We start from the raw sequence: 602 nt of genomic DNA on the forward strand, positions 1-602 counted from the left end.
TGGGCTGGGTTGGGCTGGGTTGGGTTGGGTTGGGTTGGGTTGGGTTGGGTTGGACGGGGCAGGGCAGGGTTGGGTCGGCCGTGCCATGTGGCGTCGTGCAATGCCGTGCAATGCCGTGCAGTGTCGTGCCGTGCCGTGCCGTGTCGTGCCGTGTCGTGCCGTGTCGTGCCGGCCGTGCGTGCCGTGCCGGCTGTGCGTGCCGACCTGTGTCGGGCGAGCGGTGCTATGCCGCCCCCTGTCGTTGAGCAGCATCCCGGAAGACTGGAATTCCCTCCTGACCTAGGAAAAATTCGGGACTGTGCGGGTCTCGAATGTCGGTGGTCCCCGGTTGACTGGGGGGTATGAACAGCACTGCGGAGCTTCTGGATCGGGTCGTCGCCGACCTCGATGCGGTGCTGTCCGACGACGCTCTGGCGGGGTTGTCGGATGCGGAGCGGGTTGCGGTGTTGCAGGGGGCGGGGGCGGTGTTCCGGCGTGCCGAGGCGGTGATCGTGGAGACGATCGCGACGGGGGATCCGGGCGACTTTCCGCGTTCGGCGGGCTGCCGGGGGCTGAATGAGCTGTTGCAGCGGACGGTGGGTGTGGATGTGCGGGGTGCGACC

1 protein-coding gene is annotated in these 602 nt (G+C 68.1%); it reads left to right on the plus strand.

Annotated elements, in window-relative coordinates; translation table 11 throughout:
- Positions 1–341 precede the first annotated feature (341 nt).
- Positions 342–602 (plus strand): hypothetical protein (locus RU09_RS17935; protein WP_042542264.1); only part of this gene is annotated, 261 nt, incomplete at its 3' end.

This window comes from Microbacterium sp. MEJ108Y, from assembly GCF_000834175.1.
GTDB lineage: Bacteria > Actinomycetota > Actinomycetes > Actinomycetales > Microbacteriaceae > Microbacterium > Microbacterium forte.